The sequence below is a fragment of the Mesorhizobium sp. B2-1-3A genome (assembly GCF_006442655.1).
Classification (GTDB): Bacteria; Pseudomonadota; Alphaproteobacteria; order Rhizobiales; family Rhizobiaceae; genus Mesorhizobium.
This window is the reverse complement of record NZ_VFWK01000001.1, coordinates 736,300-760,726: the sequence shown is the minus strand read 5'-3', so window position 1 is coordinate 760,726 and position 24,427 is coordinate 736,300. Positions and strand designations below refer to the sequence as shown.

24 protein-coding genes and 1 pseudogene are annotated in these 24,427 nt (G+C 63.0%); 9 read left to right on the top strand and 16 right to left on the bottom strand.

The annotated features are described in order from the left end of the window. Positions 1-10 precede the first annotated feature (10 nt). The 8 genes and pseudogenes from glnQ to FJ977_RS03810 form a co-directional block, all read right to left on the bottom strand. Positions 11-739, bottom strand: a complete 729-nt coding sequence (glnQ, locus tag FJ977_RS03845; protein WP_140768686.1) for a glutamine ABC transporter ATP-binding protein GlnQ — start codon at positions 737-739, stop codon at positions 11-13. Beyond that, positions 736-1,392 (bottom strand): ABC transporter permease subunit, encoded by a 657-nt coding sequence (locus tag FJ977_RS03840; RefSeq protein ID WP_140768684.1) that lies wholly within the window; start codon positions 1,390-1,392, stop codon positions 736-738. The genes glnQ and FJ977_RS03840 overlap by 4 nt, the downstream gene beginning before the upstream one ends. A 77-nt stretch (positions 1,393-1,469) precedes the next feature. Beyond that, positions 1,470-2,222 (bottom strand): transporter substrate-binding domain-containing protein, encoded by a 753-nt coding sequence (locus FJ977_RS03835; RefSeq protein ID WP_140768682.1) that lies wholly within the window; start codon positions 2,220-2,222, stop codon positions 1,470-1,472. Positions 2,223-2,298: 76 nt separating this feature from the next. Continuing rightward, entirely contained in the window at positions 2,299-3,186 is an 888-nt protein-coding gene (locus FJ977_RS03830) for a PhzF family phenazine biosynthesis protein (protein WP_140768680.1), read from the bottom strand. 79 nt (positions 3,187-3,265) lie between these two features. Further along, positions 3,266-4,141, bottom strand: coding sequence for an AraC family transcriptional regulator (locus FJ977_RS03825; RefSeq protein WP_140768678.1), 876 nt, complete (start codon positions 4,139-4,141; stop codon positions 3,266-3,268). A 103-nt stretch (positions 4,142-4,244) separates the two neighbouring features. Next, positions 4,245-4,634 carry an SET domain-containing protein-lysine N-methyltransferase gene (locus tag FJ977_RS03820; RefSeq protein ID WP_140768676.1) on the bottom strand — a complete coding sequence of 130 codons (390 nt, stop codon included), beginning with the start codon at positions 4,632-4,634 and terminating at the stop codon, positions 4,245-4,247. Positions 4,635-4,788: 154 nt separating this feature from the next. Continuing rightward, positions 4,789-5,414: pseudogene (locus FJ977_RS03815) on the bottom strand (LysE family translocator). Then, positions 5,411-7,534 (bottom strand): S9 family peptidase, encoded by a 2,124-nt coding sequence (locus FJ977_RS03810; protein ID WP_140768674.1) that lies wholly within the window; start codon positions 7,532-7,534, stop codon positions 5,411-5,413. Before FJ977_RS03810 ends, FJ977_RS03815 begins: the two are co-directional and overlap by 4 nt. Positions 7,535-7,649: 115 nt before the next feature. Here FJ977_RS03810 and FJ977_RS03805 point away from each other — a divergent pair, with 115 nt between their 5' ends. Both FJ977_RS03805 and FJ977_RS03800 read left to right on the top strand, forming a co-directional pair. Next, positions 7,650-8,018 carry an SH3 domain-containing protein gene (locus FJ977_RS03805; protein ID WP_140768672.1) on the top strand — a complete coding sequence of 123 codons (369 nt, stop codon included), beginning with the start codon at positions 7,650-7,652 and terminating at the stop codon, positions 8,016-8,018. 450 nt (positions 8,019-8,468) lie between these two features. Next, positions 8,469-8,894 (top strand): MucR family transcriptional regulator, encoded by a 426-nt coding sequence (locus tag FJ977_RS03800; protein ID WP_140768670.1) that lies wholly within the window; start codon positions 8,469-8,471, stop codon positions 8,892-8,894. An 88-nt stretch (positions 8,895-8,982) separates the two neighbouring features. On the opposite strand, the gene FJ977_RS03795 is transcribed toward FJ977_RS03800, so the two are convergent. Together FJ977_RS03795 and FJ977_RS03790 are read right to left on the bottom strand one after the other, a co-directional pair. Next, complete coding sequence (locus FJ977_RS03795) at positions 8,983-9,411, bottom strand: SufE family protein (protein WP_140768668.1); 429 nt, start codon at positions 9,409-9,411, stop codon at positions 8,983-8,985. A gap of 119 nt (positions 9,412-9,530) precedes the next feature. Continuing rightward, positions 9,531-9,881 carry a DUF5330 domain-containing protein gene (locus FJ977_RS03790; RefSeq protein WP_140768666.1) on the bottom strand — a complete coding sequence of 117 codons (351 nt, stop codon included), beginning with the start codon at positions 9,879-9,881 and terminating at the stop codon, positions 9,531-9,533. Between the two features lie 533 nt (positions 9,882-10,414). Between FJ977_RS03790 and FJ977_RS03785 the strand changes: the two genes are divergently transcribed. The 3 genes from FJ977_RS03785 (at position 10,415) to FJ977_RS03775 (ending at position 13,367) form a co-directional block, all read left to right on the top strand. After that, the gene (locus FJ977_RS03785; protein ID WP_140768664.1) at positions 10,415-12,178 is read left to right on the top strand and encodes a HAMP domain-containing sensor histidine kinase; all 1,764 of its coding nucleotides are present in this window, start codon (positions 10,415-10,417) and stop codon (positions 12,176-12,178) included. Further along, a complete protein-coding gene (locus FJ977_RS03780; protein WP_140768662.1) occupies positions 12,153-12,950 on the top strand; it encodes a peptidoglycan-binding protein in 798 nt (265 codons plus the stop codon). The genes FJ977_RS03785 and FJ977_RS03780 overlap by 26 nt, the downstream gene beginning before the upstream one ends. A 69-nt stretch (positions 12,951-13,019) precedes the next feature. Then, positions 13,020-13,367 (top strand): DUF1491 family protein, encoded by a 348-nt coding sequence (locus FJ977_RS03775; protein WP_032929456.1) that lies wholly within the window; start codon positions 13,020-13,022, stop codon positions 13,365-13,367. On the opposite strand, the gene FJ977_RS03770 is transcribed toward FJ977_RS03775, so the two are convergent. Continuing rightward, the gene (locus FJ977_RS03770) at positions 13,345-14,379 is read right to left on the bottom strand and encodes a hypothetical protein (RefSeq protein ID WP_140768660.1); all 1,035 of its coding nucleotides are present in this window, start codon (positions 14,377-14,379) and stop codon (positions 13,345-13,347) included. The genes FJ977_RS03775 and FJ977_RS03770 overlap by 23 nt on opposite strands. A gap of 210 nt (positions 14,380-14,589) precedes the next feature. On the opposite strand from FJ977_RS03770, the gene FJ977_RS03765 reads away from it, so the two are divergent. Further along, positions 14,590-14,775, top strand: a complete 186-nt coding sequence (locus FJ977_RS03765) for a hypothetical protein (RefSeq protein ID WP_140768658.1) — start codon at positions 14,590-14,592, stop codon at positions 14,773-14,775. A gap of 51 nt (positions 14,776-14,826) precedes the next feature. Here FJ977_RS03765 and FJ977_RS03760 read toward each other — a convergent pair whose 3' ends face one another. The 5 genes from FJ977_RS03760 to FJ977_RS03740 all read right to left on the bottom strand — a co-directional run bounded on the left by FJ977_RS03760 (position 14,827) and on the right by FJ977_RS03740 (position 21,055). Beyond that, positions 14,827-15,396 (bottom strand): DUF1254 domain-containing protein, encoded by a 570-nt coding sequence (locus FJ977_RS03760; protein ID WP_140768656.1) that lies wholly within the window; start codon positions 15,394-15,396, stop codon positions 14,827-14,829. Continuing rightward, a complete protein-coding gene (locus tag FJ977_RS03755; RefSeq protein ID WP_140768654.1) occupies positions 15,389-15,973 on the bottom strand; it encodes a DUF1214 domain-containing protein in 585 nt (194 codons plus the stop codon). Before FJ977_RS03755 ends, FJ977_RS03760 begins: the two co-directional genes overlap by 8 nt. Positions 15,974-16,148: 175 nt before the next feature. Continuing rightward, a complete protein-coding gene (locus tag FJ977_RS03750; protein WP_140768652.1) occupies positions 16,149-18,302 on the bottom strand; it encodes a penicillin-binding protein 1A in 2,154 nt (717 codons plus the stop codon). A gap of 193 nt (positions 18,303-18,495) precedes the next feature. Then, a complete protein-coding gene (locus tag FJ977_RS03745; RefSeq protein WP_140768650.1) occupies positions 18,496-19,428 on the bottom strand; it encodes a dimethylarginine dimethylaminohydrolase family protein in 933 nt (310 codons plus the stop codon). A gap of 40 nt (positions 19,429-19,468) precedes the next feature. Further along, positions 19,469-21,055, bottom strand: a complete 1,587-nt coding sequence (locus FJ977_RS03740) for an amidohydrolase (RefSeq protein ID WP_181179564.1) — start codon at positions 21,053-21,055, stop codon at positions 19,469-19,471. A gap of 75 nt (positions 21,056-21,130) precedes the next feature. On the opposite strand from FJ977_RS03740, the gene FJ977_RS03735 reads away from it, so the two are divergent. The 3 genes from FJ977_RS03735 to FJ977_RS03725 all read left to right on the top strand — a co-directional run bounded on the left by FJ977_RS03735 (position 21,131) and on the right by FJ977_RS03725 (position 24,425). Continuing rightward, a complete protein-coding gene (locus FJ977_RS03735) occupies positions 21,131-22,027 on the top strand; it encodes a LysR substrate-binding domain-containing protein (RefSeq protein ID WP_140768646.1) in 897 nt (298 codons plus the stop codon). Between the two features lie 121 nt (positions 22,028-22,148). Continuing rightward, complete coding sequence (locus FJ977_RS03730; protein WP_140768644.1) at positions 22,149-23,243, top strand: ABC transporter ATP-binding protein; 1,095 nt, start codon at positions 22,149-22,151, stop codon at positions 23,241-23,243. A gap of 69 nt (positions 23,244-23,312) precedes the next feature. Continuing rightward, complete coding sequence (locus FJ977_RS03725) at positions 23,313-24,425, top strand: ABC transporter substrate-binding protein (RefSeq protein ID WP_140768642.1); 1,113 nt, start codon at positions 23,313-23,315, stop codon at positions 24,423-24,425. The last annotated feature ends 2 nt before the right edge of the window (positions 24,426-24,427 follow it).

Here is a 24,427-nt window from a genome sequence, read left to right as displayed (position 1 = left end):
GGATACTCCATCAGTGAACGTGCTGCAGGAACTCGCGAAACCGTTCGCTTGGCGGATGCGACAGCAAGTCTGCCGGCTTGCCGTCATGAACGAGTTGGCCGCCATCCATGAACAGCAGGCGTGAGCCGACCCGCTTGGCGAAGCCCATTTCATGGCTCACCACGATCATCGTCATGCCCTCCGTCGCAAGCGTCTGCATGACTCGCAGCACTTCCTGCCGCAATTCCGGATCAAGAGCCGATGTCGGCTCATCGAACAACATCAGCTTCGGTCCGACGGCAAGCGAGCGAGCTATGGCCACCCTTTGCTGCTGGCCACCCGAGAGCTGCGACGGATAGTGTTGCATCCGGTCGCCAAGGCCGACTTTCCGCAGCAGCGCGGCGGCGATCTCGCGCGCCTCTGCCTTGCCTTTGCCGCGCGACCGGATGGGCCCGAACATCACGTTTTGCATCGCCGTCAGATGCGGGAACAGGTTGAACTGCTGGAACACCATGCCGGCCTCGAGCCGGATACGCCTGATGTCGCGTGGGTTGCCAAGCACGCTGAGGCCGTCGACCAGAAGGTCGCCGTCGCTCACCTTCTCAAGCACGTTGATGCAGCGAAGCATGGTCGACTTGCCCGATCCGGACGGACCGATCACCACCGCCACCTCGCCACGATCGACGGCAAGATCGATCGACTGCAAGACGCGATGCGCGCCGAATTGCTTCGAGACCTTCCTGAACTCGACCATGCTCATGGCAGACGCGCCGCCCGTTCGACAAACCGCAGGCTGAGGGCAAGGATGCTGATGACGATGAGGTAGATCACCGCCACGGCCGTCCAGATCTCCACGGCCCGGAAATTCGCCGACATGATCTCCTGTCCGCGCCTGGTCAACTCGCCGACGCCGATGACGAGGAAGATCGACGTGTCCTTGACCACCGAGACAAGCTGGTTGCCCATGGCCGGCAGCGCGCGCCGGACTGCTATGGGCGCGATGACATAGGCAAGCACCTTTCGAAAGCTCAGGCCCATGGACAGGCCGGCCTCCTTGAGGCCGGTGGGCACGCTTTCCAGTGCGCCGCGAATGATTTCGGCGTTGTAGGCCCCCGAATTGATGATCAGCGTCAGGATGCCGGCATTGATTGCGCTGATGCGGATGTTCATCAGGATGGGCAGCGCAAAGTAGATGAACATCACTTGCACGGTGATCGGCGTGCCGCGGATCAGGGCGACATAGATCTGCGCGGGAGCCTGCGCCAGCCAGCCGCCATAGGTGAGGAGTGCGCCGGTCAATGCCCCCACCACGATGCCGCCGGCGAGGCCGGCAAGTGCGATCATCATCGTCAGCTCGAGGCCCTGCAACAGGTCCGGCAGGGCGTCGACGATAGCAGTCCATTCGAAAGTCATCAGGGGGTCCAGTAAAGTGTTGGCCGGACGAAGAACCAGCCGTGAGAGCCGTCATTGCTCTCACGGCATTTGGCCGCTTATGCCTGGTCGGGTCCGAACCATTTTTCGCGAATGGCCTTGAGGCGGCCATCTGCCTTCATCGCCGCCAATACGGCATTCGCCGGCGCGACGAGCGGGCTGCCCTTCTGGAAACCGATGCCGACATCCAGGCCTTCCAGTGTCGGATGGATCACCCGGACTTTGCCCTTGCCGTTGCCGTTCGCGTAATACATCAACACCGGCGTGTCGTAGACGACGGCGTCGGTGCGTCCGGCCTCGAGTGCCAGCAGCGCATTGTCGATGTTCGGCATCTGGTCGATCGTGGCGGTCTTGATGTGGTTCTGGATATAGTCGACTGCGACGGTTCCCGTCTCGGTTCCGATCGTCTTGCCGGCAAGGTCGTCCGATGTCTTGATGGTCGTGTTGTCGGCCTTGGTAACAGCCACCAATCCGCTCTGGTAGTAGGGATCGGAGAAATCGATCACCTTCTGTCGGGCCGGCTTGATGAACAGCTGCGAGACGATCGCATCGATATTGCCGGTCTGCAGTGCTGGGATAAGTGCTCCGAAGTCCATCGGCTGGACCTTCCACTTGCGGTTCATGCCCTTGGCGATTTCGCCGAACACCTCCATGTCGAAGCCGGAATAGTGGTCGCCGTCCTTATAGGCGAAGGGCGGGCTGCCGACATTGGAGCCGACGATCAGTTCGGCGTCTTCGGCTCTGACGTTGCGAGCAAGAATTATCGCGGGCGCGGCGAGAAGGCCGAGTTGAAGAAGCTGTCTGCGATGCATTTTTTTCCCCTTTGGTTACGACCGGTTTGATTTTGAGCAATGCTGTGTCTGCGGACCTCTGGTCAGGCGTTCATGACTACGCGCTCTCGTGCTCTTCCAGCCGGACGGCGCCGCCGAGCCAGCATCCGGTGGGGTGTCCGTCATCGAGACGGAAGCGGACGAGAATTTCCGACGGCCGTTGCATGGCGCGGCCCTGGCGGACGACGATCGGGCGGTCCGATGCCTCGATCGTCTCGCTCGACAGCAGGCCGAAGGCCAGCGCCGAGGCCGCAATGCCGGTAGCGGCATCCTCGGGATAGCCCGACGAACGCGGGAACTGGCGGGCATCGACGATCTGGGCATCTCGGTCGAACAGGGCGTAGGGATAGAGGCCGGTCGAGCCGATCCGGCCGCACAGCTCTTCCATCCCGGTAAAGTCCGGGCTCAGGCCATCGAGCACCGCCACGCTGTTCAGCGGAACCAGCGTCTTGACCCGGCTGGTTGATGCGTTCTGGATCGGTGGCGATGCTAGGTCGTCCGCCCGAATGCCGAGGATTTCGATGATGTCGGCCCGGCTCCTGTCGGCATCGGGAAGCGCCTCGACAGTGCCAGCGGGCTGCGAAATCTCTACGGCCGCACCGTGTTCTGTCCGCTTGCCAATCCTGGCGTCGACCCGGCCGCTCTTGGTCCAGATCGTTAGGTCATCACCTGGCAGTTTTCCCAGCCGATCCAGCAGCCACAGCGCACCGACGGTGGCGTGCCCGCACATCGACATCTCATGGTTGGGCACCCAGAAACGGAACGCGAAATCGCAATCCGATCCGGGTGGTGGCGGGAGCACGAAACCGCTCTCATGGCCAAAGGAGCGCGCCACCTGCTGCATGTCGGCGTCGGACATGCCGGCGGCATCGACGACGATCGGGGCCGGATTGCCTCCGTGGGGGCCGGCGGCAAACACACTGACAAGTCGAACGTCGGGACGCATTCTCACCCTTCTGGCCGCTACGCAGGATATTGCGCAGAGCCTAGGGCGGCGGCGACCGTGCCGCGCGTTCGAACGGGCCTTATGATTTGATCGGCTGGGCCATGCGTTTGCGGATATCGCTGGGCGAGCGGCCGTCCGCACGGCGCATGGCGTGGGCCAGTGCCGCACCACTGTCGAAGCCGACCCGGAAGGCGATCTCGCCGATCGGCAGGTCGGTTCCGCTCAGCAGCTCACATGCGGTCTGGAGGCGGACACGCAGTTGAAACTCGCCCACCGAGAAACCCGTCCCTTCGCGGAACAGGCGGGTGATGTGGCGCCTGGAGACGCCGAAACGATCCGCCAGGGCGTCGAGGGGGACCTGCTCGTCGGCATGAAGGGTCAGGAACTCCTTCAGATCGTCGACCATCGCCTTGCCGTGTTCCCGATGCGAGGCACCGGGCATCATCTCGCCGGCCATCACTTCGGCGATGCATTGAACGAGCAGGGCGGAACTCACAGAATGTTTGACCCCGGAATTGCCATAGGCGCCGCTGCCGTTTCGAAGCGAAAGCGCCTGCAGGGCCCGCACCGTGGCGGTACGGCGAACCAGAACCGTCGCGCGGGTGCGCCGATGGAATTCGCTGAGCGAGCCGATCTCCTGGTCGAGCCTGCGCAGAATGGCGCCGGTGACATAGATGGCGACATGGCGGTGCGCGCCAATGCCGGCGCGGGTCTCGTGCGCCCTGTTCTGCGGCACGACGGCGAACCGGTCCTGCGACAGCCAGGTCCCTTCGCGCCGGTCTTCGTGCTTGAGCTCGACCGTTCCACGGCTTGGCAGGATGAACATCAGGCAATCGTGCCAGTGCCACGGCATCGCGTAGGCGCCACTGCCGGCCAAAGCCGCGTGCTCCTCGTCGGCCGCGATCAAAAGATCGGCCTTTGCCGTGTCGCGCAGTTGCTCGAATGACCGCAGCATTTCCGGGGCTCGAATTCTTCGAGACCCAAACTAGCAGCCGAGACAGGGGCCGGGCAATCGAAGTCTCCAGGCCCGGCCTTTAGGGCCAGGTCCCCATTTCAGACTACAGGTGCCGGTCGCCGAGGAAATCGAAGCCCGTCTCGAAGAAATGATTGTAGTTGCAGGTCAGTTCCTCGCCCGGTGCGATGTCGCGCAGCGCAAAGGTTTCCTCGGGCGAGGAGACATCGCAATTCGGCTCGTCGTCATGGTTCATGTAGCGGGCGTCGTCGGCTTCGAAGACGATATAGGCCGGATCGCGCCGGTCCGGGTAGGAATAGCGGTCGAGATAGTTCTTCACCGGCCCGGTTTCGCCCTCATAGGTCTCGACGTCGATGATCCGGTCGAAGCGGGGGTCGAGCTTCCATATCAGCGTACCCTTGGGGATGTGGTGCTTGGCAAAGACGCCGATGCCCTGGATCGGCGATTTGTCGAGATAGACGTCGACGAGCAGCATGGCATACCCCAGTAGCAAACATGGCAAGTGCGGCTTGCGAAAAGCCGCGCACTGGTTAGCGCGGGGCTGGCACAATTGCGAGCGCAAATGAGCAAAGCGGAATTCAAAAAGTCATGATCGCCGAACCCAAAAGTGAACGTGCTGTCCCGAGCCCTCAGCGTTGCTGCAGCGCCAGACGTACGCCCAGGGCGCAGTAGATGCCGCCGACAACCTTGCCCTGCCATTTCAGCACGGTCGGATTCCGGCGCAGGAAACTGCCGAGGCGACCGGCGCTCACGGCAAAGACGACCGTACTGAAGAGGCCGAGCACGACGAAGACAACTCCCAACACGGCCAATTGAAGCATCACCGTTCCGTTTTCGGGCGCACGAATTGAGGCAGGAATGCCAGGAAAAACAGCGCGGTCTTGGGGTTGAGCACTTCGGTCAGGACGGCCTGCCGAAACGCCTTGCCGGCGGAGATCGCGAGCGCGCCGGCAGAGGGATCGGCCGGCGTTTTCTCGATGATGGCGCGAATGCCGAGGTAAACGAGGTAGGCCGCGCCGATATATTTTACGATGCTGAACAGCGTCGCCGACGTGGCGATGATCGCAGAGATGCCGACCATCGCCATGACAGTGTGAAATATGTCGCCGGCCGCGATCCCGGCACCGGTCGCGATCCCGACCTTTGTTCCCGAACTTGTTGCCCGGGCGATCGTCAACAGCGTGGCCGGACCCGGGATGAAGACAAAGCCGAGCACGACGGCGATATAGGCAATCAGCGTGGACAGATCGATCATTTGAGTGTCTCCCCGGCAGGCTGTGCCTTGCCCGTCACCTTCAACGCGAAGGCATAGGTATAGGCGATCTCTTCCAGGCGCGAGAACCGGCCGGACGCACCGGCATGGCCGGAATCCATGTTGATCTTGAACAGCACCGGATTATCGCCGCTCTTGCGGTCGCGCAGCCGCGCCACCCATTTGGCCGGCTCCCAATAGGTGACGCGCGGGTCGGTGAGGCCGGCAAGCGCCAGGATCGGCGGATAGTCGAGTGCCGCGACATTGTCGTAGGGCGAATAGGCGGCGATCGTCCGGTAGTCGTCGGCGGACGCGATCGGGTTGCCCCATTCGGGCCATTCCGGCGGCGTCAGCGGCAGGGTCGCGTCGAGCATGGTGGTGAGCACGTCGACGAACGGAACCTCGGCGACGATGCCGCCAAAGCAGTCCGGCGCCATGTTGGCGACAGCGCCCATCAGCATGCCGCCGGCCGACCCGCCTTGCGCGACTGTGCGGTCATGCGCGGTATAGCGCTCGGCAACGAGATGGCGCGCGCAGGCGATGAAATCGGTGAAGGTGTTCATCTTGTGCTCACGCTTGCCGTCATCGTACCAGCCGTAACCCTTGTCCTTGCCGCCGCGCACATGCGCGATGGCAAAGACGAGGCCGCGGTCGACCAGCGAGAACCAGTTGGTGTTGAAGGCGGCCGGCACGGCAATGCCATAGGAGCCGTAGCCGTAGAGCAGGCAAGGTGCCGATCCGTCCAGCGGCGTGTCGCGATGGTGCAGAAGCGAGATCGGCACCAGTTCGCCATCGGCGGCCGGGGCCATCAGCCGCCTTGTGACATAATGGTCCGGGTCGTGACCGGACGGCACTTCCTGGGTCTTGAGCAGCATGCGCTCGCGGGTGCGCATGTTGTAGTCGAAGACTTGCGCTGGCGTCGTCATCGACGAATAGGAAAAGCGCATGATGTCGGTATCGTATTCATAGGAACCCGACAGGCCGAGCGAGAAGGCTTCCTCGTCGAAGGAAATCAGGTGCTCCTCGCCACTGGCGCGGTCACGCACGACGATGCGCGGCAGGCCCTCCTTGCGCTCAAGTCGGACCATATGGTCCTTGAAGCCGATCACCGACAGGATCAGCCGGCCCGGCTCATGCGGGACCAGTTCCCGCCAGTTGGCGCGAACCGGATCGCTTGCCGGCGCCGTCATGATCTTGAAGTCCTTCGCGCCGTCCGCATTGGTCAGGATGAAGAAGACGTCGCCGCCTTCCTCTAGCTCATACTGGAGCCCGGTTTCGCGCGCCGATACCAGCCTGGGTTCGGCAAACGGATCGCTGGCGCTCAACAGGCGATATTCCGAGGTTTCGTGATCGTTGATGCCGATCATGATCCATTGGTTTTTGCGGGTGCCGTCGACATTCATGAAGAAGCCGGGATCGGTTTCCTCATAGATCAGGCGGTCGTTTTCAGGGTCTTGTCCCAGTGCGTGGAACAGCACTTTTGACGGCCGGTGGTTGGGGTCGAGGCGCGTGTAGAAGAACCCGTCATTACCCGCGTTCCACACACCCGAACCGCCGGTGGCGGGGATCTCGTCGGCCAGTTCCTTGCCGTCGGCAAGGTCGCGCACGCGCAGCGTGTAGAACTCGGAACCCTTGTCGTCGAAGGCCCACAACAGCTTGCCGTGATCGGCCGAATGGTCGACACCGCCAAGCCGGAAATAGGCTTTGCCTTCCCCCTCCACATCGCCGTCGAGCAGGATCTGCTCAGGCCCGCCGTCGCGCGGCATGCGGAAATAGCGCGGCTGCTCGCCGCCGAGCTTGAAGGAAGAACCATAGGCATAGGGCCCGTCCTTCATGGGAACGGATGAATCGTCTTCCTTGATACGGCCTTTCATTTCCTTGAAAAGCTGCTTCCGCAGGTCCGATGTGTCGGCCATCAGCTTCGACTGATAGGCGTTTTCGGCTTCGAGTTCGGCGCGGATGCCCGCATCGAGCAGGGAAGAATCCCTGAACATCTCCTGCCAGTTGTCGGCTCGCAGCCATGCGTACTCATCGGTTCGCGTGATGCCGTGATGGGTATCGGAAACCGGCCGCTTCTCGGGTGTTGGCGGGCTGACGATCGGAAATCGGGGAGTCTTGGTCATTGCGTCTCGCTGGGGAATATCTTGAATGATGAATGAACACGCCGATCAGGGTGGGTTCAAGGGCTGCGGCCTAGAGGTGGTGTCGGCTCCTTGAGATGGGCCGGGAGGAAAGATGATGACCATTCGGTCTCGGATTGCCGCGACTTTCGCCGTTGCTTCGTTAACACTGGTCTTTGCCGGCCAGTCTCATGCGACCGTATTCGCGGCTTGGCAAGTGGCCAATGTGCCGTTCGGCGACACGCTCAACGTGCGCAAATATCCATCAGCCACATCCCAGAAGCAGGCCGCATACCCGAACGGGACCGTCCTGCAGATGACCGGACGATGCACCGATGGTATAAATCTGCTCGACATCGCCAATCAACCGGCATGGAAGCAACGGCAGACGGTTCGCTATCGCTGGTGTGAGATCTGGCATGATCCGGCCAAGAACGGCACCTTCGTCACCGGCTGGGCCTATGGCAGGTTCATCACGCCGTATTGATCGAGCGGCATCGATTGGCCCCGAGGCGGCCGGCTGGCGGACATGTCGCCCTGGTCGCCTGCACGAAAAGGTGGCGGCAACCTGTGGTTTCGCGGGCGGATGTGACAACCAAGATTGTTCGCCCGATGGCAAAGCAAACCGGAGCATTGAAACCTGTTTTGTGAGTTGTCGCGAATGTAACGATGATCTGACGTAACGTCAGCCTTTGCCGGTTCGGCGTGCGGAATATCGAAAAATTACATAATGCACGAAAGATTGAAGCTGATTGGCGAATAGTTGATCAATTTTCGTAAATATAAGGCAAAGAGCGAATTGACTTACTTGTTCTATGGTCGCATTGATGTGACCCTGACACGAATCGCTGAAATTCTACCTTCATAAAATTCGTGCAATGCCCTGCCTGTAAAAAGGGGCGCAGACCGACGTAACTCTTGTTGGGGCCTGAAGATCATGGATATTGTCGAAACACCTTCCAGAAACAATGATGCGCTGATCGAGCTGACTGCCGATGTGGTGGCCGCCTATGTCAGCAACAATCCCGTACCGGTCGGCGAACTGCCGAACCTAATATCCGATGTCCATGCCGCTCTCGGGCGCGTGGGCGGAACCGCCGAACAGCCCCCTGCCGACAAGCAGAAGCCGGCTGTCAATCCGAAGCGTTCGGTTCATGACGACTACATTGTCTGTCTTGAAGACGGCAAGAAGTTCAAGTCGCTCAAGCGTCACCTGATGACCCACTATGATATGACTCCGGACCAGTATCGCGAAAAGTGGAACCTCGACCCGAGCTACCCGATGGTTGCCCCGAACTATGCGGCGGCCCGCTCGCAGCTTGCCAAGAAGATGGGCCTTGGCCGCAAGCGCAAGGCGCGGTAGTCGCTGCCCTGTCAGGTCGAACCGACATCGACGGCGCCTTCGGGCGCCGTTTGATTTTTGGGGACAGGGTTGTTGGCCGACAGGGGCGTCAGGCGGTCTGCTTGAGTGCCGCCTCGGCATCGCGCTTGATGCGCTTGACCATCGAGCGGAGACCATTGGCGCGCTGGGGCGACAGGTGTTCGTCCAGGCCGAGTGCCTTCAGCGTCGCTTCCGCATCGATTTTCTGGATTTCGCTGGCGGTCCTTCCGGAAAACAGCGCCAGCATGATCGCGACCAGCCCGCGCACGATATGGGCGTCCGAATCGCCGGTGAAGGTAATGACCGGATCGCTGCCCGATCCCTTTTCGGTGGTCAGCCAGACCTGGCTGACGCAACCTGGCACCTTGTTGGCGGCGTTGCGTTCCGCATCGGGAAAGGGAGGCAGCGCTTCGCCGAGCTCGATGACGTAACGATAGCGGTCCTCCCACTCATCGAGGAAGGAGAAGTCGTCGCGGATCGTCTGGATCGTGGTCGTCATGACCCGGATATAGTCACGCGGCAGTGCCGCGTCACGGAAAAAACAAGGACACCGCGGGCGTCGAGAGGGCAGACGGCCCGCGGTGTGCCGTCGAGACGGCTCAATTCTTTATCGGCAGCCTAGTTCTTTACCGGCAGGTTGACGGTCTCGGGCAGGACGATCTCTTCCGGCACGCTACCCGTCATTGTCGAGGTATCGGGGCCGGCGGACTTGTCGTCCAGCATGGCGGCCGCGATCTTGGCCGTCTCCTTGGCGCGTGCGGTGATGGTATGCATCGCCGACTTGCCGGTTTCACAGACATCGGGCTTGCGCTCGCAGATGCCGGCAATGTCACCCACCGCGTCGCGTGCCGCGAACAGGGCCTGGATCGGCCCGACGCTTTCCTGCCCGGGCTGCTCGGAACCGACACTCAGCGGCAGCGCCAGCAGCACCAGTGAAAACCAGAAAGCCATTCTTATCAGGAAGAACATGCCTCGCCTCTCGTCGTGACTGGATCATGCGTCATATGGCATGACCTCTTTTATGGGCAAGATCTTGGCACACAGGCACAAAGGACGGCTTGCATGCACGGCGACAATTTTCCTCAAATTTTAGGCAAATTCGAAACAAAGCGTTTTGCAGTGGATTTGTTTCATATCGGGACGATTTTCGTTACCTTCTGATAACCATCGATCTGCTTGTTTCCATTGATGTTTCCTCGGATTAGGGTGGTTCTCTTCCCATCGATGGTCCGCTGACGGCGGGCTTTCGGAGATAACCCTCCATTTACTATGGCGGCATTTGCCCGGGTTTTCGGCCGCCGCCGTCCCGATATTTGCCGCAGGCCGGGCTTTGGTCGGCGCTGCCTTATCCATTCCTTAAACGCTGGATGAGAGTTTCAGAGCCAATCAAAACAATCTGCAAAAGCAGAGCTGTTCACGACGAGTGCGAGTGCGTTGAGTTGATGCCGATCAAGGCCAGATACGCTGAATTGCCTGGCGCGATTGCCGCCGGTTGCGAACGTATGGTCCATCCCTCCATTCTTGGGCAGAGCGGCCGCGAACGCCAGCGCCGTTTCATCGGCGTCATGCTGGCGGCGCCATTCTTTGCCGCCGGTGCCGCGGTCTCGCTGGTCACATCAGGCATGGGCGCCGCTGTGACCATGGCCGCCATCTTCGCCGCCTTTGGTTTGTGCTGGTTCGTCGCCTTGCTGGCGGCTGCGACCGGCAAGATGGCCGCGGCCGCTCCGATCGCCCTGGCGATGGCGGCTGTTGCCCTCGGTGGTCTCATCGCCGCCGCCGGCGGGTTGAGCTCTCCCGTCGTCATGCTTGCCGTGGCGCTGCCTTTCGAAGCCTGGTGGATCGGCGCTTCGCGGCGCGCGGCCTTGTGGGGAGTGGTCTCGGCCATTGCCGCCATTGCCCTTCAGCCTCTGGCCGTGGCCTTCCTGCCCTTCGCGGGCGCACAGATTGCCGCCTGGCATTGGCTGGTGCCGTTGGCCTGGGCACTGACGCTCATCCCCCGCATATCGGCGTTTCGCGATACCACCGGTGCGGCTGATACGCTGGATCCCGGTGATAGGCTGGAAGACATCATCGACGCGGTGGTCCTGCGGGTCGCCCGCCACGGTGAGGTCCTGGACGCTTCGGCCAAGGCGCGCAAGCTTTTGAAATTGCCGCCTGAACTGCTTTCCGGAACCGGCTTCTTCGACCGCGTCCATCTGTCGGATCGTGTCTCCTATCTCAGCGCCCTTGCCGACATGCGTGATGGTGCTCTGTCGCGCCGCCTCGAACTGCGCATCAGGCTGCCCCAGAACGGCAACGGCCAGAGTGACAATCGCCAAAATGACAGTCGCTTGATGGCCGATAACTATCGGCCGTTCCTGCTGGAACTGGTGCGCGGTGAGGAGCAGGGCGATGTCTTCACGCTGGTCTTGCGCGAAAATGACGAAACTGCCCGGCTGCGCGGGGAACTCGCGCAGGCCAATGAGGTGGCGGCCGCCGCCGAAGTGGCCAAGGGACGGTTCCTGGCGGTGGTCAGCCATGAACTGCGCACGCCGCTGAACGCCATCATCGGCTTCTCGGACATGCTGCTGCATGAGATGTTCGGCGCCTTCAAGGATCCGCGCCAGAAGGAATATGTCGGCCTGGTGCGGGATTCAGGCCAGCATCTTCTGGCCGTGGTGACGTCCATACTCGACGTGTCGAGGATCGAATCGGGCGCCTATACGGCGGAACCGGAGCCGTTCCGGTTCATGGAAGCCGTCGAAATGTGCCAGTCGATGATGCGGTTGCAGGCGCAGGCCAAGAACATCGACCTGCAGACGCAGATCGCTCCGGACGCCGGCGACATCAACGCCGATCGCCGCGCGGTGCAACAGATCCTCATCAATCTCGTCTCCAATGCGATCAAGTTCACGCCCGATGGCGGCGATGTCGTCGTTGGTGCCAAGCGGATCGGCTCGCGCCTGCATTTCTGGGTCAGGGACACCGGCATCGGCATCGCCGAGGAGGATTTCGCCAACCTCGGCAAGCCCTTCATGCAGATCCAGAACGACTATACGCGCCGTTTCGAGGGGACCGGTCTTGGCCTTTCACTGGTGAAGGGGCTGGTGGCGCTGCACGAAGGCACCATGTCGATCGAAAGCATGCCGGGCGAGGGCACCACGGTGACCATCAGCCTGCCGGTCAACGGGCCGAAGGGGCGCCCGGCGAACGAGGCAGGGGTGCTGACAATGCCGCTGACGAGGGCGAAAGGGGACAGAAATGGCTCGCTCCGCAAAACAGGCTAAGGCGGTCAAACGCCGCAGCAACGCCTTCCAGGACGGCGCCATAGCCGTCGGCGGCATGATTTCGCGCAATCCCGTGCTGGTGGGTGGATCGACGGCATTCCTGGTGACGCTGTTCTATGTCTCGGCGAATGCGCTGTGGTATCAGCCTTTCCCGCATGCCGGGGCGTTCTTCGCCACCCGCAATTTCCAGGGTTTTCCGCACACTGCCTCCGACGAGCCGGAGACGACGATCAACATCGTGCGGCCCAATGCGGCGCCCGCCCCGATGAAGGGCGATCCGGTGGTCGAGCAGGTGCAAGGCATATTGAAGGATCTCGACTTCTATTCCGGCACGGTCGACGGCATTTCTGGCCCCAATACACGCAAGGCCATACAGGCCTACCAGCAGAAGGTCGGGCTCAACGCTTCCGGCGAGATCGATGCGCTGTTGCTCGATCAGCTTGGCGCAACGCCGAAGACCGCCTCCGTGCCCAAACCACAGCCTCGCCCGGATACGCAGGCCGCCGTTCCGGTGTCCCTACAGACAAATTCCGGGCAGGCGAATGCGGGGCAGTCGGGCACCGCCCCGACCCAGGGACCGGACCCCCGCATCGTCAAGATCCAGGCCGGGCTCAAGGCGTTCGGCAATGACGACATGCAGCTGGACGGTGTCGTCGGCGCCCGCACCAAGGCGGCGATCAAGGAATTCCAATCGCTGTTCGGCCTGCCGCAGACCGGCGAACCCGACGAGATCGTCTACGTCAAGATGCGCGAGATCGGCCTGACCAACTGATCGGGAAATGACGGCTCGCCGAGCGGCGGAATTATCGCTAGATAGCCCGCACGCTTTCGGAGCTGTCTCATGCGCGTCACATCGGATCTGTGGGTTTCCGCCTTGGTTCGGCGCGTTTTCGGCGCCGGCGGATTTGCCGCCGTGGTCAACCGTGGCGCGACCGAGGCGGGTGCCGTTTTCGTGCTGACGCGGGGCAGGCTGGGTGACGTCGCCCTCTACGGACCGGCGCCGCAGACAAGCTATGATTCGGCCAAGCCCGATGACCGTTTCTTCAGCCTTCTCGCCGCCGGCGACGATCCGGCCGTGCTCGATGCCCGTCTTGAGAGGGAAAAGAAGTTCGATCCGGACATCTGGGTGGTCGAGATCGAGGCAGGCACCGTTCCGGTCGAAGAGCTTATTTCCGTGAAGACGCCCTGAGGACGGGGGCGGCGGCATCGTCGCTGTTCGAGGCCTTGCGGCTGTCGCTGTTCGCCGGCGAGGCGTCACGGACCATCCTGGACACGGTCTCGGCCTTCCATCCCCGCACCCTGTCCAGCGCCACATCGCGGTGCAGCAGCCGGTAGCGGTCGAGATAGGTGCGGATGGCCTGCGGATGCGGAAACAGGCTGGGATATATGGCCACCGTGATCAGGAAGGCCCGGTCCTCGCTGAGGTCGAGCGAACGCAGCGCCGCAAGCAACGAGGCATAGTTCTGGTTGGCGGTCAGCGAGCGCGCGGTCGAGAAATCAATGTCGAGGGCGTCCGCAAGCGCGGTCTGGAAGAACGCGGCGTTTCCGGTCAGCGCCGTCTCGCGCAGTTTGACATAGGTATCCGAACCGGGGAACGCGTCGACCCTCGCCGCCAGGGCTTCGTCGCCGGTGCGCATCATGGAGCGCAGCCGGCGCCGTGCATTCTCGGCGGCAATGCCGGGGGGCTGTTGTGCTGTCGCGCTGTCCTCTGCCGCTTCCGCATTGACGAGCGCGGCGGCTGGTGTCGCGGGGGCCTGCACCTCCGGATCCCGCACCCGCACCAGCGTCGGTCTTTCGAGCACCCTGATCAGATCGGCGATGGTCGGGTTCAGGTCCTTGCGGCGCGCGATGGCGCGCGCATGCGGCAGTCCGTGCCGGCCGATCAGCGCGATCAGGTCGATATCGCTGACGGCGCGCGAGCGGATCAGCAGTGGCGCAGCAATGTCGACCGGTTCTTCGCACAGGCGCCGCACCAACGCGGCGGGGGCATATTCGCATTCGGAGAGGGCGGCGGCCACGTAGCGCCGCGATTCGACGGACACATCGTCGAACAGCGGCAGCGTCAGGTCTTCGAGCTGGCCGATCTCGCGGCGCGATGGGCGCGTCAGCGAGCAGAACGCCGACACTGCGGCGCGGAACAGCCTTTCGGCCTTGCCCGATTCGGTCCGTATCGCGATTTGCCTGAAGTCCGAAGATGACACGAAGGATACCCGATACTCGATACAAAGCCTTGATCACGCTCAACCGGGACTATGTCGGTTTCGCGATTGCCCCGGTCAGAACGTCCAGACCTCAAGACAAAGATCAAGTTAGCGGTGATCCGTTAGCGCTCCGTTAACCCTCTGCCGGCCTTAATGATATTTGGAGGCGTTGCGTTGTGCTCCGGGGAAACCGAGAGGAATGCGCGAATCATGGGCATGGTACTGTCTTTCGTGCCGCGTGCGGCACCGACCAATCGAGCCAAGCAAACCACCGAAATACCGGCGGCGGTCATCATCTTTCCCGGCATCCGCTATGAGCGGTCCAATGCCGGCGAAGCGCGGCCTGCCGGGCCCGACAAGCCGGGATCGCCGCGCACGCCGGTGCCGCATCACTGAAGCCGCGGCCTGGTCCGTCAGGCCGTCAGCTCTGGGCTTCTGGCTAGCGGCCTAGAAATCCTGCAGCTCGCAGGAACTCTGATCGAGAAAGCGCGACACGATCGGCTTCCAGCTGTCGTCCGGTACAAAGCTGCGGATGACGAAGATGCCCTCGTCGATCGGCGCTTCGACGAAGATCGCCCCCTGCAGGTCCTCGGGCAAGTCCTTGCGCACATCGATCATCTGGGCCGGCGTCAGCACAACCGCATCGAGCTTGCCGCCGGTCGCCGTACGGTCGTTGAAGGAATAGACATTGTGGCCACTGCGGTCATAGACCGAGACCGACCAGAAGGGGACGTTCCCCGGCGCCTTGATCCGAACCATTCCTTCCTCCAAGTCGAACCGGCAGGCCGTGGCATAGAATAGCGGGTCGACCGATTTCACCACCGGCGCGCCGCCCGCCTCGGCATCGAGCCGGTTCATTCTGTAGAGATCGGACGCCATGGACAGGCGCGACCAGGCGTCGCGCTCCGAAAATTCCGGCACCAGAAGCAGCACCACGATGTGCACGATGCCGGCGCCGACAAGGCCGAGCAGGACGGCATGGAAAAGACGGCGCAGCGCGGCTGGGACATTACGCATCGCAGCCGGCCTTCACGATCCTGGGCAGCGAAACGTCCGACAGGCCCGTGCTGCTGGCGATCGGCGTGTCGTAGAAGGTCAGGACGAAATACATCCGGCCGGAACCGTCGGTCAAAAGCCAGTTGCCGGGCATCGGGTGATGGCCGACCGAAATGATCACCGAATTGTCGGCCTGGCGCAGCACCTCGTAGGACTGAAGGGCCGCAAGTCGCGGCTTGCCGGTGTCCACGACGCCGAGCGATTGATCGGCGGCGTAGAGCGTCCAGAAACGGGCTGTCGGAAATCCGCCCTCTATTCTGTAGCTGCATTCCCGCTTGAGCTGGTCGCCGGCAGCATCATTTTCCGCGACGAAGGACAGGCCCTCGGCACGGCCGAGCGCCAGCACGCCCTCGCGCGCCACGCGCGCCTTGGAATAGGGGTCGGCGGCCGGCGTGCCGATGTCGGGGAAGGCGGTCCATTGGCCGATGCGGATCGCCCCGACGCCGTCCTGGATCTTCAGCGCGTACCAGACGCTGGCGCCGCCGCCGCCAATGGCTATGGCAAGCGAAAGCAGCATCAGGAAGGCATTCTTGAGCATGAAGGGCCGCGTGCGCGAAGGATTGCCGTTCGGGGATATCGCGGCGCGGGGCCTCGTGGCAAGCCGGCGTGGCGGATTTGCACCTCGGCTAATGCATGTCGCCCGAAAGTGGCCTCGGTTTTGGGAGAACGACATGCATAAAAACAAAGAGCTAAAACCCGCGCCGGGGCGGATGTCACAGCGCCGAAAGCGTTTCGGGCGGGGCAGGGGCGTCGAGTTTTGGCGCCGACTGGAACAGCTGCGTCATGTCCCTCAGCGTCTGCGTGGTCCGGCTCGACAGCACCGGCGGGCGTTCGGCCGCCGCCTCGGCCGCGGCCTGTTCCTCGCTCTTCTTCTGCGCGTCCGCGGCCTTGGCCGCGATCTCCTCGTCGACGAACGGCTTGTCGATGCCGGGGATCGGCTTCAGGTCGATGTTCTGGTGCGCGTAGACCATCAGGCGCTGCCAGACCATCGCCGGCAGCGAGCCGCCGGTCATGTTCTTGGTCGGGGTGAAATCATCATTGCCCAGCCACACGGCCGCCGTGTAGTTGCCGGTGAAGCCGACGAACCAGGCATCGCGGTAGGATTGCGTCGTGCCGGTTTTGCCGGCGACGACGATGTTGGGAATCTGGGCACGCCGGGCCGTGCCCATCACGGGTACTGCCGTCAGCATGGTGTTCATGGATTTCAACGCCTGCTCGGAGAGCACCCGGTGCGGCGGCGGAGCATCCTTGGTCCAGTCATACACCACGTCGCCGGTGCGGGTGACGAGCTGTGTGATGCCGTGCCGGGAACCGACGAAGCCGTTCTGGGCGAACACGCTGTAGCCCGTCGCCTGGTCCATCACGGTCATGCCCGAAGTGCCGAGCACCATGGTCTTGTGCCCCTCCAGCGGTGATTCCACCCCGAATGATTCCGCCATCGCCTTGATCGGACCGATACCGAGATGGTCCTTGGCCAGCCGCACCGGCACGGTGTTGATTGACTTGGCCATCGCCATCAGCAGCGTGATGTTGCCCGCCGATTCTCCACCGTAATTGTGCGGCGACCAGTTGCCCCAGCTGATCGGTCCGCCCGAAATGACAGAGTTCGGCGTGAAGCCATGCTCCATCGCCGTGGCGTAGACATAGGGCTTGAACGACGAGCCGGTCTGGCGCAGCGCCTTGGTGGCGCGGTTGAACTGGCTGGCGCCGTAGTCGCGGCCGCCGACGATGGCGCGGACCGCGCCATTGGTCTCGATGACCACCACGGCGCCTTCGGTGACGTTGTACTCCTTGCCGAACTGGCGCAGGTGGAATTCGACGGATTCTTCCGCCGCCTTCTGGATGTTGGCGTCGAAGGTGGTGTGGGCAACCAGCGAGTGCTGGCCGGGCTTGGCGATCTTCTTGACCTCGTCGAAGGCCCAGTCGAGGAAATAGTCGGGGCTCTTCTGCTCGCCGCGGTCGACGACATCGGCCGGGTGCAGCCTTGCCTGCAGCACCTGGCCCTCGGTCATGAAACCGGAATCGACCAGGTTGGACAGCACCACATTGGCGCGGGCACGCGCTGCCGGCAGGTTGATGTGCGGCGCGTATTTGGTCGGCGCCTTGAACAGGCCGGCCAGCATCGCCGCCTCGGCAAGGTTCAGGTCCTTGACGCTCTTGCCGAAATAGAAGTCGGCCGCCGCTTCGATCCCGAACGTGCCGCCGCCCATATAGGCACGGTCGAGATAGAGCTGCAGGATTTCCTTCTTCGACAGATTGGCTTCGAGCCACAGCGACAGGAAGGCTTCCTTGATCTTGCGCTCGAAGGTCCGCTCATTGGTCAGAAAGAGGTTCTTGGCCAGCTGCTGGGTAATGCTGGAGCCGCCCTGAACGACAGAGTTCGCGCGCACATTCTCGAAGATCGCGCGCGACAGGCCCAGAACATCGATGCCGTAGTGATCGAAGAAACGCCGATCCTCGGTGGCGAGCACTGCCTTGATGACGTGGTCAGGCATCTCGTCGACCGGCACCGAGTCGCGCTGGATGATGCCGCGCTGGCCGATCTCGTTGCCATAGCGGTCGAGGAAGGTGACGGCGAAATCGCCCTGGGCGCGCCAGTCGCCGGCCGTATCCTGGAAGGCCGGGATGGCCAGTGCCAGCATCACCACGATGCCGCCGGCGCCGAGCGTAAAGCCTTCGCTCAAAATCTCGATGATGCCGCGCCGCCAGCCCTTGAGACGGAAGCGCCGCGAGAAGATCGTCGCCGCCTCCCAGAACTGGCGCGCCTTGAACCCGATCTCGTAGAGCGAGGAATCGATCCAGGCATCCAGCGCTAGAAGGCGGGAGGCGATCGGACCTCTTCTTTTGCGCGGTTCAGGGCTGACCATTCAAAAACCCGGCTCGGCTGTGGCGCGACCTGAAAACCGCAAGCGGGCAATTTCAGGGCGACGCCCTGTTTGGACTATTCATCCATTTTGCCGACGCTCACAAGGGCGGCGAGGACACAGCCGCAAGGTTTGTTGATGGCGGAGCGGGGGAGCGGCCGTAATCGATCACCCCGCCCAAAAAAGCCTGGACTGTTCAGGCCGCCTCGCGCTTCAGCGCCTGCGCCATGCAGTGGATGCCGCCACCGGTCTTGGAGATCTCGCTCATGTCGACGGCGGCGACCTCGAAGCCGCGCGCCTTGAGCTTTTCGATCAGCGTCTTGCTGGAGGTCGGCGCGATCACCCTGTCCTTGCCGAGCGACATGAAGTTGCAGCCGAGCGCCATCGTGTCCTGGAACGGCACGTCGATGATCTCGTGACCCTTGCCCTTCAGCCAGTCGACGATGCCGGGCTCGGTGCAGGCGAGGCAGACGGCGGTGAGCTTTTCGGCGATAGGCACCACCATCAGGTCGATATGGACATAGTATTCGTCGATGAAGGCGATGCGCGTCTCCCAGCCCTCCTTGTCGAACCAGGCCTGCACCTGGCGGGCGCCTTCCTCCTGCGTGCGGGCGCCGCCGCAGCCGATCAGCACCACGCCGTCCTCGATGACGTTGAAGTCGCCGCCCTCGAACGTACCCGCCGTGACCATGTCGTAGATCGGGATGCCGAGCTTTTCATAGGTGCGGATGGCGGCGTAGTTCTCGCCGCGCCGCCACCAGTTGGCCATGGCGGTGATGATGGCGCCATAGGGCGTCATGACGCTGGAATCGCGGGAATAAACCTGCATCGGCAGTTCCGGCGTCGGCTCGTGCCAGTGGATGTTGACGCCGAAATGCTCGTAGGCGGCAACCAGGTCCTTGTGCTGCGCCTGCGCGATCTGGACGTTGCACGGCGCTTCGCGCAGATGTTTTCGTGACAGCGAACTGGTCGACAGATGGCGCAGGAAGTTCGGCGATCCGAGCAGCACGTCGGTCAACACGTCGGTTTCGTTGGCGAAGCCCCAGACGGTCAGCGGCTTGGTGCCGCCGGCCGGATTGCGGCGCTGCAGCGAAAACGGCTCGGCGACGATGCGATCATGAACGGTCATGGTGTTCTCCTCGTGGGCTTGTTCTCAAGAGTTGGTCGGGTCATGCGTTGCTTGGGATCCACCAGTCGCGGCCGCGCGCCGTGGTGACATATTCCGGCCAGCGGAAATTGATCGGCGGTTGATAGTCGCAGAGCGGCGCGATCCAGTTCGCGCCGCCAATGCCGCCGCCGGTGCGGGTGACGAATTCGTCCATCGCCGCATCGCGGGCTTTTCTGTCCTCGAGCAGGCGCAGCGCCGACAGCGCGACCGTCTTGGCCGCACAGGTGACCATCGGGTCGATGGTGGCGGAAATGCCGCCCAGCGCATTCATCACCCAGGACGGATAGGCGTGGCCATTCGCAGAGCGCAGCGCCGGGCGCGCGACATAGAAGCGCGCGGTCGGCGCATGCCAACTCATGTCGGTGTAGTCGTCGGAGGTCGAATTCACCTGCGAGGGCGGCAGGTCGCGGCGCAGGATCGCCTCGGCCTCCTGTGGCGAAATCAGCCTCTCCAGCTCATCAATGAAGGGATTTTCGGTTGCCGCGCCACCAGCATTGACCTGGATTTCGCGCGCGACCGCCTTCGCGGGCTCGTCCCAGTGTGGTGGTCCGACCGTCGAGAGCGCGTCATAGGCGATCCCGGCCATGGCGTGATTGGCCAGCCCGGGCCGCGACTTCGACACCCAGTGGCGCTCGTACCGACAGCCGCTGATCGCAGCGGCGGCCGCGGCGTTGCGGTCGAGCGCGGCGGTGACCTGTTCGGCCATGCCGATGGTCGGCACGCGGATCATGTACTGGATCTCGGCCAGCCCCGCCGGCAGATTGTCGGCGGTTGCCTGGCCGGCGGTCAGGATCGCCTCGCTGATCGACCAGCCGCCCTGGTGCGGCAACATGGAATCGCGCAGCGCCTTGGAGGCCATGTACATCGTCATCAGCGCGTCGTTGGCGCCGGGCGCCCGCACGGCGGAATGCGCCTGCGGGATCGGCGTGCCGTCGCCCGCGCGAACCCAGTTTTCGGGCTCATCGCACACGAAGCGGTAGATCATGGCGTAGGCAGCACCGCAATGCGTGTCCCAGCGCGCCGTGTTGCAGAGCGGCAGCATGTAGAAGGGATGGAAGGAGATCATGCCGGCAAGGCCGTCATAGTAGCCTTTGGCCGCATGGATCGGCTTGGAGCCGCGCACCTTCTCCGCCGGCTCGCCGGTGAAGCGCAGCGTGCCTGGAATGCCGTGGCGCTGCATGGCGGCCTTGGTGGCAAGCAGGCCGCCGAGGCTTGCCATGCCGAGCCCCGAATGCGGATCGGTGTGGCCGCCGGCTTCGACGCCAAGGCCGGGCCGTGGCTGTTTTACCGTCACCGCGTCCTGGCAATTGCCGGGTACGGCGTCGTACTCAGCGTACATGCCGATCGTCGGCCCGGCGCCATTCGTCCAGTGGGCGCAGAACGCCGTCGGCATGCCGCCCGAGCCTTCCTCGACGGAAAAGCCCTCATGCTTCAGCCGCGCCACGTACCAGGCGGCCGACTGGTACTCGCGCCAGGCGGTCTCGCCGAAATCGAAAATGGTGCGCGTCCATTGCGACAGCGAGGGCTGGATGCCATCGAGGCAGGCAAGCGCGGTCGCTTGCGCTGATGTCGTCACCGGTTTGTCCATGCATCAAAGAAAGCAGTGAAGCGGCTTGCCAAAAAGTGATATGTTTTCCCGGTTCCTGCAAATTCGGTTCACCTCTTGAGAATTCCCTCCACACAGGCGCTGCGCGCCCTCGACAGTTTCGCCCGCCACGGCAGCGTCTGGCGCGCCGCCGACGAACTGCACCTCACCCGCAGCGCGGTAAGTCATCAGTTGCGGCTGCTCGAACGCGACCTCGGCTTCGATCTGCTTGAGCGCATCGGCAAGGGCGTCGCGCTCACCCCGCGCGGCCAGCGCTATGCCAGTGACGTGCGCAAGGCGCTGACCGTTCTCGGCGATGCGGTGACGCGCGATGCCGGCACCGGCGTCGGCGGTTCGTTCGCCGTCTCCTGTACGCCGGGCTTCGCCTCGCTGTTTCTATGCACCCATATTGGCGAATTCCGGCAGATGTACCCTGATGTGGCGCTGCGTATCCTGACGCCTAGGCGGCTCGACGATGTCAGCAATGCCGATGCCGACGCCTTCATCGCCTTTGGCGTCGGCAACTGGCCGAACCGCATGGCCGAGCTGCTGTGTGAAATCTCGTTCACGCCGCTCTGCAGCCCGACTCTGCTGAACAAGGTCGGCGGTTTTTCGAAACCGGCGGACGTGTTGCGCGCCAATCTGCTCCATCTCGATGACACCGAGGATTGGGCGCGCTGGCTGGCCCTGTCCAAGGTCGAAAACCCCGACACCGAGGGCGGCATCTTCTTTTCCGACATGAACCTCGTCTTCTCGGCGGCGATTGCCGGCCAGGGCATTGCCATGGGCGACGAACTGACCAGCCGCCGGGCACTCAGCGAAGGCCGGCTGGTCAGGCCGTTCGACATCGCGATCAAGTCGCCGCGCTCCTATTTCCTGGTCTCCGAACACGCCAAGGCCTCGCACCCGGTGCTGGACGCGTTCGCGGGGTGGCTGAGGTCGAAGCTCTCGGAGAACCGCATTCAGCCCTATTGAAGGCGAAATGGCGCCGGCCGCCCAGACGTGAATCAAATTTGCCGATCAGGCGAAAACTATTCGGTTGCGGTGAGCCGCCGGCCTGCCTACGATTTCCGCCTGGGACTGAGGAAGAGGCAGGATGCAGCAACCCGGCCGGGCCGCAGAGATCAAGGCAATCGGGATCGGCAAGAGCTTCGGCTCGTTCCGTGCGTTGGACAATCTGACGCTCAATATCGGCCGCGGCGAGTTCCTCACTCTGCTCGGCCCCTCCGGCTCGGGCAAGACCACCTTCTTGATGATCCTGGCCGGCTTCGTGCAGCCGACCGAGGGCCGTCTCCTCAGCGATGGCGCTGACATCACCAACCGCCCGGCCGAGCAGCGCGCCGCCGGCATGGTGTTCCAGGGCTATGCGCTGTTCCCGCATATGAGCGTCGAGGCCAACATCGCTTTCCCGCTCAAGGTCCGCAAGAAATCGGCCTCCGAGATCAAGAAGCGCGTCGGCGAGATGATCGAGCGCGTGGGCCTGATCGGCCACGAGAAGAAAGTGCCGGCGCAGCTTTCCGGCGGCCAGCAGCAGCGCGTGGCGCTGGCCCGGGCGCTGGTGTTCGAGCCGGGCGTGCTTTTGCTCGACGAGCCGTTCTCGGCGCTGGACAAGAGCCTGCGCGGCCAGATGCAGGCCGAGATGAAGCGCCTGCACCAGGAAACAGGCACCACCTTCGTCTTCGTTACCCACGACCAGAGCGAGGCGCTGGCGCTGTCCTCGCGCGTCGCCATCTTCAATCATGGCAAATTGCTGCAGGTCGGCGCGCCGGACGAAGTCTATGACCGGCCGGACAACCGCTTCGTCGCCGAGTTCCTCGGCGAGATCAACATGTTACCGCTGAAGGGGGTCAAGCCCGCCGACAATGGCTCGACAGGCCTTTGCGAGGACCGCGCCGTCAACATGCACTGCAAGGCCGAGAAAGTCCGTGGAGATGCCATCCTGGCGATCCGGCCTGAGCACATGTCGATCGCGCGCGAAGCAGCCGCCGGCGAGAATGGCATCGCCGCGACCGCCATTGCCTCGACCTATCTGGGCGCGGCGACCAAGCTCGACCTGACGACGCGGCAAGGCGCGAAAGTGACCGTCTCGGTGCCGAACGAGGTCGCGGCCGCGGCGCTGAGCAAGGGCAATTCCGTCTGGCTGACCTGGCCGGCGGAAAAGGGTTTCCTCCTTCCGGATGGAGGACAATGAGCGCTGGCGCGGCTTGATCTGCCGCACCGGCTTCCGGATTGAAATCAATTAAAACAAAGGGGAACTGACATGAACGACACCAAGAAACAGACAATCGAAACGCTGTCCGAAAGGACCAGACGCGGCGAGATTTCGCGCCGGCAGTTCACGCAGTTGGCTGCCCTCGTGCTCGCCGGCACGCCGATGCTGCTGCGCTCGACAGGTGCCTTCGCCCAGGCCAAGGAACTGGTGCTGGTCAACTGGGGTGGCGACGCCATCACAGCCTATGATGCGGCTTACGGCCAGGCCTTCACCAAGGAAACCGGCATCACCGTCAAGATGGACGGCTCGGGCCCGACGGAAGGCGCCATTTCGGCGCAGTTCAAGAGCGGCGCGCCGACCTGGGACCTGGTCGACGTCGATCCGTTCTCGGCCATCACGCTCGGCGCCCAGGGTGCGCTCGAGCCGATCGACTACAAGATCGTCGACAAGACGAAGATGCGGCCGGGCTTCGGCTGGGAGTATGCCGCCTCGACCTATTTCTTCTCCTATGTCATCGCCTACGATTCCGAGAAATACGGCAAGGATGCCCCGACAGGCATGGCCGACTTCTTCGACGTGAAGAAGTTCCCCGGCAAGCGCTCGCTCTACAAATGGGGCGTATCGAGCTGGGAAGCGGCGCTTCTGGCCGACGGCATCGCGCCGGCTTCGCTCTATCCGCTCGACCTCAAGCGGGCGCATGACAAGATCGCCGCCTTCAAGGAAAACGTCGTCGCCTACTGGGGCGGCGGCGCCGAGAGCCAGAGCGTGCTGCTCAATGGCGAGGCCTCGATGGCCATCGTCTGGTCCACCCGAGCCTCGCTGATCGAGCAGGATTCCGGTGGCAAGATCAAGTTCATCTGGGACCAGGGCCTGATCTCGCCCGGCGCATTGGCCGTGCTCAAGAACAACCCCGGCGGCAAGGACGCTGCGATGAAATTCATCGCCAGCGCACAGGATCCGCAAAGGCAGCTCGTCATGTTCGACAAGCTCGGCCAGGGCCCGGCCAATCCGGCAGCCGACGCGCTGATCCCCGCCGACAAGAAGCGCATCAACCCGGTAGATCCCGAAAACATGAAGAAGCAGATCGCGCTCGACATGGAGTGGTACGCCAAGAACTACGGCGCGGCGCTCGACGAATACACCAAGATCATCTCCGCCTGAGA

Bases quoted from the DNA above. Each gene is read 5' to 3' on its own strand.
- FJ977_RS03780 (WP_140768662.1), top strand. From the start codon at position 12,153: ATGGCTCGCTCCGCAAAACAGGCTAAGGCGGTCAAACGCCGCAGCAAC.
- FJ977_RS03750 (WP_140768652.1), bottom strand. From the start codon at position 18,302: ATGGTCAGCCCTGAACCGCGCAAAAGAAGAGGTCCGATCGCCTCCCGC.
- FJ977_RS03790 (WP_140768666.1), bottom strand. From the start codon at position 9,881: ATGTTCTTCCTGATAAGAATGGCTTTCTGGTTTTCACTGGTGCTGCTG.
- FJ977_RS03725 (WP_140768642.1), top strand. From the start codon at position 23,313: ATGAACGACACCAAGAAACAGACAATCGAAACGCTGTCCGAAAGGACC.
- FJ977_RS03840 (WP_140768684.1), bottom strand. From the start codon at position 1,392: ATGACTTTCGAATGGACTGCTATCGTCGACGCCCTGCCGGACCTGTTG.
- FJ977_RS03800 (WP_140768670.1), top strand. From the start codon at position 8,469: ATGGATATTGTCGAAACACCTTCCAGAAACAATGATGCGCTGATCGAG.
- FJ977_RS03810 (WP_140768674.1), bottom strand. From the start codon at position 7,534: ATGACCAAGACTCCCCGATTTCCGATCGTCAGCCCGCCAACACCCGAG.
- FJ977_RS03820 (WP_140768676.1), bottom strand. From the start codon at position 4,634: ATGCTGCTCGTCGACGTCTATCTCGACAAATCGCCGATCCAGGGCATC.
- FJ977_RS03730 (WP_140768644.1), top strand. From the start codon at position 22,149: ATGCAGCAACCCGGCCGGGCCGCAGAGATCAAGGCAATCGGGATCGGC.
- FJ977_RS03795 (WP_140768668.1), bottom strand. From the start codon at position 9,411: ATGACGACCACGATCCAGACGATCCGCGACGACTTCTCCTTCCTCGAT.
- FJ977_RS03765 (WP_140768658.1), top strand. From the start codon at position 14,590: ATGGGCATGGTACTGTCTTTCGTGCCGCGTGCGGCACCGACCAATCGA.
- FJ977_RS03740 (WP_181179564.1), bottom strand. From the start codon at position 21,055: ATGGACAAACCGGTGACGACATCAGCGCAAGCGACCGCGCTTGCCTGC.
- FJ977_RS03755 (WP_140768654.1), bottom strand. From the start codon at position 15,973: ATGCTCAAGAATGCCTTCCTGATGCTGCTTTCGCTTGCCATAGCCATT.
- FJ977_RS03805 (WP_140768672.1), top strand. From the start codon at position 7,650: ATGACCATTCGGTCTCGGATTGCCGCGACTTTCGCCGTTGCTTCGTTA.
- FJ977_RS03825 (WP_140768678.1), bottom strand. From the start codon at position 4,141: ATGCTGCGGTCATTCGAGCAACTGCGCGACACGGCAAAGGCCGATCTT.
- FJ977_RS03835 (WP_140768682.1), bottom strand. From the start codon at position 2,222: ATGCATCGCAGACAGCTTCTTCAACTCGGCCTTCTCGCCGCGCCCGCG.
- FJ977_RS03775 (WP_032929456.1), top strand. From the start codon at position 13,020: ATGCGCGTCACATCGGATCTGTGGGTTTCCGCCTTGGTTCGGCGCGTT.
- glnQ (WP_140768686.1), bottom strand. From the start codon at position 739: ATGAGCATGGTCGAGTTCAGGAAGGTCTCGAAGCAATTCGGCGCGCAT.
- FJ977_RS03745 (WP_140768650.1), bottom strand. From the start codon at position 19,428: ATGACCGTTCATGATCGCATCGTCGCCGAGCCGTTTTCGCTGCAGCGC.
- FJ977_RS03760 (WP_140768656.1), bottom strand. From the start codon at position 15,396: ATGCGTAATGTCCCAGCCGCGCTGCGCCGTCTTTTCCATGCCGTCCTG.
- FJ977_RS03830 (WP_140768680.1), bottom strand. From the start codon at position 3,186: ATGCGTCCCGACGTTCGACTTGTCAGTGTGTTTGCCGCCGGCCCCCAC.
- FJ977_RS03785 (WP_140768664.1), top strand. From the start codon at position 10,415: ATGGTCCATCCCTCCATTCTTGGGCAGAGCGGCCGCGAACGCCAGCGC.